The following is a 6,995-nucleotide window of genomic DNA, read 5'->3' as shown; positions in this document are numbered from 1 at the left end:
ACTGCTACCTCCTCAGGAAATTATCAACAATGCTTTCAACAGAAATTGAATTGTCCACATATGTGGAAATAAAATGATAACTTAATAGAATTTGTGGATAAAATTATCAACTTACTGTTGATTCAGTAAAAAAATGTTTAAGTATTTTCTTTTTCCACAACTGGATTTAGATAGAATTGTGGATAAAAACTTAAACAAATTACGAAACCTTAATATAAAAACCATAGATTAGTTAAATGTTATACACAAACTATACACACATTGTGTATAACTTTAAGTTATCCACCAGTTTTATAATTTATCAACATTCTATATTATCTTACCAAAATGGGAGCCTTTATTCAATAAATTTATCCACAATACTAACAGTTTAAGAACAGGTGTTTTGTGGATTTTCAGTAAATTTAAAAACTTGACAGCTGCGGGGCTGATACATATAATTTATAGTAGTGTTTTATGCGTTCCATGTTGCAAGCTCTATATTGGTGATATAGATGTATGATTATTGAAGGGGGTGTGTCGGGTGAAAAGAACTTATCAACCAAAGAAAAGACAAAGAAGCAAGGAACATGGCTTCAGAAAAAGGATGAAGACCAGATCAGGTAGGGAGATATTAAAAGCTAGAAGAAGAAGAGGAAGAAAGAAACTTTCTGCATAAGGCCGCTTGATAGTGGCCTTTTATTAAAGGTCATTTTAAGGTGGAATACCTGTGAAAAAAGAAAACAGACTTAGAAAGAATATGGAGTTTAAGAAGGTCTACAAATCCGGCAAAAACTATTGGAATCGAAATCTTATTATGTATGTCAGAAGAAATGGCACTGATAAGGTGAGGATAGGTGTTTCTATTACAAGAAAGATTGGAAACGCTGTTGTAAGAAACAAGCTTAAAAGAAGGATCAAGGAAGTAAACAGAATTTATCTTCCTAATCTTAAAAAGGGCTACGACCTGATCTTCATACCAAAAAAAAATGCCGTTGACCTTAGTTTTGCTGAATTGGAAAGCGCTATTAAGCACATTTACCGGATTTCCGGCATGGCCGAGAAGGTGAATTGATGACAAGGATTGCTATTTTATTGATCAGATTCTACCAAAGATATATCTCAAGATATATTCTTACTGGGAAAAATTGCAGATTTTATCCTACCTGCTCGGAGTACTCCCTGCAGGCTTACACGAAGTATGGTTTTTTTAAGGGGAGCTTTTTATCAGCAAAAAGGATCCTTAAATGCCATCCGTTTCATGAGGGAGGATATGATCCGCTAAAATGAGGGGGTTAGTCGATGATTGGTTTTTTGGGTAATATTATGGGGTCGATCCTGAAGTTAGTTTACAGCTTTGTTTCATCCTCTTTTGGGAGTGAACCGGCTCAGATTTCATTCTATGCGATAGCCATAATATTAACTACGATAATTTTTAAGCTGATGCTGTTGCCTATAAATCTTCAGCAGACAAGATCTACTAAAAAGATGGGTGAAATTCAACCCTTGATGAAGGAGATCCAAACAAAATATAAAAATGATCCACAAACAATGCAGGTAAAGATGCAGGAGCTTTATAAGAAGCATAAGTATAATCCGGCATCCGGATGTCTGATCCTTTTGGTGCAATTACCTATCATATTTGCGTTTTTTGCAGTATTCAGAGAGCCTGCAACATATGCTTTTACAGAGCCAGGATTGTATGAGAGTATGGCGAAGAATTTCTTATGGATAACCGATCTTGAAAACCCGGACATATATTTGTGGGGTCTTCCACTCCTCTCTGCTGTGACGACATATATCCAGAGCTTGACCATGGGACAAGGAAATAAGGACCCGCAGGCAATGGCAACTCAAAGAATAATGAACTACATGCTTCCTGTTATGATTTTTATGGCTGCACGCAGCTTCCCAGCTGGCCTTGCATTGTATTGGGTCGTTAGCAATATCTTTACTATAGTTCAGCAAGTTATTTCGAACAGATCAACGTTGTCGATCAAGGGGGCCAAATGATATGAAATTTGTTGTGAAGACCTCTAAAACGGTTGAAGAAGCTTTAAAAGAAGCTTTGGTTGAGCTTAATGCAACAGAAAAGGACGTCGAGGTTGAGATCATAGAGGAACCCTCCAAGGGCTTATTCGGGATAATTGGTACTAAGGAAGCAAAGATAAAGGTTACATTGAAGAATGATCCGGAGGAGATTGCAGACAAGTTTCTCGAGAACGTTCTCAAGGGTATGGGGATAGTAGCCCTTCAGGATGTTGTTTTGAAGGGAGATACTCTGCATGTGGATATTAATCATATTTCCTCATCAGATATGGGTATACTGATAGGTAAAAGAGGAAATACACTTGATTCACTTCAATACCTTCTCAGTCTTGCCGTCAATAAGGACAGAGACGAGTATTTGAAGGTTGTTCTTGATACTGAGGGATACAGGCAAAAAAGAGAAGAAACACTCAAAAAGCTTGCCAAGAAAATGGCAGATAAAGCCCTATACAGCAAGAGACCTGTCAAGCTTGAGCCAATGAATCCATATGAGAGAAGGATCATCCACTCCGCTCTTCAAAATGTAAGCGGAGTATCGACCTACAGTGAAGGAACTGAGCCGTACAGAAGAGTTGTAATCATAAACAAGTGATAAATGCCCGATACCGGGAATAGTTCAGCAAGAGCCCTATATAGGGCTTTTGTTTTTTGGTTTGACATACAGCGTTGATGTTATAAAATAAAGCTACAGGTTTGATACCATGGTGTAAAATGGGGTGAAAATATGTCTGAGACGATAGCTGCAATTTCAACTGCCGTTGGTGAGGCAGGCATTGGTATTGTTAGAATGTCAGGTAAAAACTCAATTGAAATAGGAAAGTCAGTATTTAAAAGAATTAATAGCTCCTTTGAGGAGGTACTTGAGAATAAGAAGCTTCTTTACGGTCATGTGGTTGATGGCGATGATATAATCGATGAGGTTCTGGTAGTATTCATGAAGGAGCCTTTTACCTATACAAGGGAAAATATGGTTGAAATATATTGTCATGGCGGCATAATTCCCGTAAAGAAAACACTTGAGCTTCTCTTGAGGAGGGGCGCGAGGCTTGCTGAACCGGGTGAATTCACCAAAAGGGCGTTCCTGAACGGAAGACTGGACCTTTCCCAGGCAGAGGCAGTAATTGATGTAATAAAGGCAAAAACTGAGAAAAGCTACGAGGTCTCACTTAAACAGTTAGAGGGTGGATTGAGTAAGGAAATCGAGGGAATACGCGAAATCCTCCTCTCGATGATCGCACATATCGAGGTATCGATAGATTTTCCTGAAGAGGATATTCAGGAAGTGACCTATGAAGAGCTGATTGAAAGCGGAGAAAAGGTAATGAGCCGAATTGGCAGACTCCTCTCTACCTCAGGCAGAGGAAAGATCCTCAGAGACGGATTGAATACAGTCATACTTGGCAAACCAAACGTAGGCAAATCTTCACTACTTAATGCAGTGCTTAGGGAGAATCGTGCTATAGTAACAGACATCCCAGGTACTACAAGGGATGTAATAGAGGAATATATAAACATAGATGGTATCCCTCTTAAGATAATGGATACCGCTGGGATACGGCATACAGAGGATGTTGTAGAGAAAATGGGCGTGGACAGAGCCAAGGAAATGCTGGAAAAAGCTGATTTGATAATTGCAATTTTTGATATTTCAGGTGAACTCTCAGAGGATGATTATCATATCATCGATCTTATTAAGGACAAGCAAACCATAGTTCTCTTGAATAAAACAGACCTTCCTAAACTGTACGATGAGGGCTATTTTGCAGAAATATTCTCGGGGAAGGAGATCATCACAACATCTATGACCAAAGGAGTAGGCATTGATGAGCTCGAGGATAGCATCAGAAGGATGTTCTATCAGGGAGATATTACTATTGAGTCAGATATGATCATCAGCAATATACGACATAAGAATCTTCTTGAGCAGGCAAGTGATAATATCCATTCAGTAATTGAGGATTTGAAAAAACAGGTTCCTCTTGATTGTTTGGAGGTAGATCTAAGGAGTTGCTGGGAAAATCTGGGAGAAATCACAGGGGAAAGCATTGGCGAGGATGTACTTGACAGGATATTCAGGGAGTTCTGTATTGGGAAATAAATGACAATTGACGATTGACAATTGACAATTGAGAATGGACAAAGAGCTAAGAGCTAACAACAATCTTACCATTAAGGATGATTTTTATGAGAGAAGCAAAGAACTATATTGCAGGTGAATACGATGTCGCAGTCATAGGAGCAGGTCATGCCGGAGTTGAGGCAGCGCTTGCAGCTGCAAGGATGGGTCTAAATACTGTAATTCTTACCATAAGCCTTGACGGGATAGTTGCCCTGTCCTGTAATCCCAATATCGGGGGTACCGGAAAAGGACACCTTGTAAGGGAGATAGATGCACTTGGAGGAGAAATGGCCTTAAACATCGACCGTTCATTTATCCAGAGCAGGATGTTGAACCTTTCAAAGGGTCCGGCTGTCCACTCTCTCAGGGTACAGGCGGATAAGAAAAAATACCATATGGAAATGAAGAAGATCCTTGAGGATGAACCAAACCTTACCCTGAGGCAGGCAGAGGCGACGGATATTCTGTTTGAGGACAATAGGGCAAGAGGCGTGGTCACAAGGACAGGCGGAGTCTATCTGGCGAAGGCTGTGGTCATTGCAACAGGAACATATCTGGGTGGAATGGTCTATATTGGCGAGGTAAACTACCAATCCGGTCCAGACGGTATGTTTCCCTCTCTCCTATTATCTGACTCGCTTAAAAGAAAAGGCTTCCAGCTTAGAAGGTTAAAGACCGGCACTCCTGCCAGAGTCCACAGGGATAGCATTGATTACTCCGTTATGGAGGTCCAGCCAGGTGATGATGAAGTAGTGCCCTTCTCGTTTCTTAACGCTGACAAGGTTTTTGATATAAAACAGGTGCCCTGCTATCTTACCTATACGACTGAGGCGACCCATGATATAATTAGGGCCAATCTCGACAGATCCCCTATGTTTGCAGGTTATATAGAGGGCGTCGGACCAAGGTACTGCCCTTCCATAGAGGATAAGGTCGTCAGATTTTCAGACAAGAACAAGCATCAGGTCTTTATAGAGCCTGAGGGATTAACTACAAAAGAGATGTATGTTCAAGGCGTCAGTTCATCCCTTCCTGAGGAAGTCCAGGTTGAAATGTACAGGAAGATAAAAGGTCTTGAGAACGTTAAATTCATGAGGACAGCTTATGCCATAGAATACGATTCAATCGATCCAACGATACTTAAGAGGACACTGGAGCACAAGGATATTCAGAACCTTTTCTTTGCAGGTCAGATCAATGGATCCTCCGGATATGAGGAGGCTGCAGCTCAAGGTTTGATTGCTGGTATAAATGCAGCTTGCAATATAAAGGGCTTGGAGCCATTCGTTCTGGATAGATCAGAGGCTTATATAGGAGTTTTGATAGATGACCTTGTAACAAAAGGCACTGATGAGCCTTATAGAATGATGACATCAAGGGCTGAATACAGATTGACTTTAAGACAAGACAACGCTGATCTTAGACTAACAAAAAGAGGCTACGAGCTTGGCCTGGTAAGCGAGGAAAGATACAAAAAAATGCTCGAGAAGGAAAAGCTTGTGAGAGATGAGCTTACAAGACTATCAAAGATAATAATTACTCCTACCGAGGAGGTCAACAAAATACTTGAAAGCATGGGGTCCACACCTTTAAAGACTGCCTGGACATTGTACGATCTTATAAAAAGGCCTGAGCTTACCTATGAATCCTTAATTCCATTCGATATTGGCAGGCAGTACCTTCCAAAGGAGGTAAGACTTCTGGTTGAAACTGAGATTAAGTATGAAGGGTATATCAAGAAGCAGATGATCCAGATCGAGCAGTTCAAGAAGCTTGAAAACAAGAGTATCCCAGAGGATATTGAATACAAATTAGTCAGGGGACTGAGTAATGAGGCCATGCAAAAGCTGGAAAAGATAAAACCGGATTCAGTGGGTCAGGCCTCGAGGATATCCGGAGTTACCCCTGCTGATATAAATGTTCTGCTGATCCATCTGGAACAGCGTAGAAGGAGTGAGTCTTAAGGTGGCAGGCATCGAAGTGTTGAGACGCACAGCCGGTGAAATGGGGATAGGATTAAGCGAAGAAAATTTCAAAGAATTCCTGAAGTACAAGGAAATGATACTTGAATGGAATAAAAGGATAAACCTTACTACTATAACTGACAACGATGAGATGGATATCAAGCATTTTGCTGACAGCCTCTCCCCTACGCTGACAGGGGTATTTGATGGCAGTAAGAAAATAATCGACATAGGGACAGGCGCAGGTTTTCCGGGAATCCCACTTAAGATTTGGAACCCGGAGCTTCAGGTTACTCTTATGGACAGTCTCAACAAGAGGATCAGTTTCTTAAACCTTGTAATTGCAGAGCTTGGTCTAAATGGAATAACTGCAATTCACGGACGAGCTGAAGAATTAGCTTTGAATCCTGAGTACAGGGAGACCTTCGATATTTGCATATCAAGAGCGGTAGCCTCTCTTGATACACTGAGTGAGTACTGTTTACCCTTTGTTAAACCGGGAGGCTGGTTTATTGCTATGAAAGGTCCATCCGCAATGGATGAGGTCAAGCTTGCAGGAAAGGCAATATCAACTTTGGGAGGATCAGTTGAGGATGTCATAGAGGTTATGTTCCCTGAGACAGACATAGAGCACACCCTGGTAATGATAAAGAAATTGACAAAGACATCTCCAAAGTATCCCAGAGGCGGAGGAAAGCCAAGAAAATCACCAATTAAGTAGCCATGAAACGATTGGAAACACTGGGATTTGGACAAATGTTCCACGTGAAACATCTAATAGATGTATTTGCGTGGAACTTTTTTTATTCAAAAGAGTTCAGGATATGCTATTATATATCTAACAAGGTAATTAATGACTTGCATATAAAGCGTCCTTCGTTGTG

At 40.6% G+C, this 6,995-nt stretch carries 8 protein-coding genes; all 8 read left to right on the top strand.

Annotation, left to right across the window (positions count from 1 at the left end):
* Positions 1–523 precede the first annotated feature (523 nt).
* Positions 524–658 (top strand): 50S ribosomal protein L34, encoded by a 135-nt coding sequence (gene rpmH / locus EC328_RS11435; RefSeq protein ID WP_128426939.1) that lies wholly within the window; start codon positions 524–526, stop codon positions 656–658.
* Between the two features lie 51 nt (positions 659–709).
* Complete coding sequence (gene rnpA, locus EC328_RS11430; RefSeq protein ID WP_128426938.1) at positions 710–1,054, top strand: ribonuclease P protein component; 345 nt, start codon at positions 710–712, stop codon at positions 1,052–1,054.
* Positions 1,054–1,269, top strand: a complete 216-nt coding sequence (gene yidD / locus EC328_RS11425) for a membrane protein insertion efficiency factor YidD (protein ID WP_128426937.1) — start codon at positions 1,054–1,056, stop codon at positions 1,267–1,269. The genes rnpA and yidD overlap by 1 nt, the downstream gene beginning before the upstream one ends.
* A 12-nt stretch (positions 1,270–1,281) precedes the next feature.
* Positions 1,282–1,992: a YidC/Oxa1 family membrane protein insertase gene (locus EC328_RS11420; RefSeq protein ID WP_128426936.1), complete on the top strand. Its 711-nt coding sequence runs from the start codon at positions 1,282–1,284 to the stop codon at positions 1,990–1,992.
* Between the two features lies 1 nt (position 1,993).
* A complete protein-coding gene (jag, locus tag EC328_RS11415; protein WP_128426935.1) occupies positions 1,994–2,620 on the top strand; it encodes an RNA-binding cell elongation regulator Jag/EloR in 627 nt (208 codons plus the stop codon).
* 132 nt (positions 2,621–2,752) lie between these two features.
* Positions 2,753–4,126, top strand: coding sequence for a tRNA uridine-5-carboxymethylaminomethyl(34) synthesis GTPase MnmE (gene mnmE / locus EC328_RS11410; RefSeq protein ID WP_128426933.1), 1,374 nt, complete (start codon positions 2,753–2,755; stop codon positions 4,124–4,126).
* A gap of 86 nt (positions 4,127–4,212) precedes the next feature.
* The gene (gene mnmG / locus EC328_RS11405) at positions 4,213–6,111 is read left to right on the top strand and encodes a tRNA uridine-5-carboxymethylaminomethyl(34) synthesis enzyme MnmG (RefSeq protein WP_128426931.1); all 1,899 of its coding nucleotides are present in this window, start codon (positions 4,213–4,215) and stop codon (positions 6,109–6,111) included.
* 1 nt (position 6,112) lies between these two features.
* On the top strand, positions 6,113–6,832 hold the full coding sequence (gene rsmG, locus EC328_RS11400; RefSeq protein WP_338035541.1) for a 16S rRNA (guanine(527)-N(7))-methyltransferase RsmG: 720 nt from the start codon (positions 6,113–6,115) through the stop codon (positions 6,830–6,832).
* Positions 6,833–6,995: the final 163 nt, after the last annotated feature.

It is taken from the genome of Gudongella oleilytica, assembly GCF_004101785.1.
GTDB classification, from domain to species: domain Bacteria; phylum Bacillota; class Clostridia; order Tissierellales; family Tissierellaceae; genus Gudongella; species Gudongella oleilytica.
This window is presented reverse-complemented; position numbering and strand designations above follow the sequence as displayed.

Bases quoted from the DNA above. Each gene is read 5' to 3' on its own strand.
- yidD (WP_128426937.1), top strand. From the start codon at position 1,054: ATGACAAGGATTGCTATTTTATTGATCAGATTCTACCAAAGATATATC.
- mnmE (WP_128426933.1), top strand. From the start codon at position 2,753: ATGTCTGAGACGATAGCTGCAATTTCAACTGCCGTTGGTGAGGCAGGC.
- EC328_RS11420 (WP_128426936.1), top strand. From the start codon at position 1,282: ATGATTGGTTTTTTGGGTAATATTATGGGGTCGATCCTGAAGTTAGTT.
- mnmG (WP_128426931.1), top strand. From the start codon at position 4,213: ATGAGAGAAGCAAAGAACTATATTGCAGGTGAATACGATGTCGCAGTC.
- jag (WP_128426935.1), top strand. From the start codon at position 1,994: ATGAAATTTGTTGTGAAGACCTCTAAAACGGTTGAAGAAGCTTTAAAA.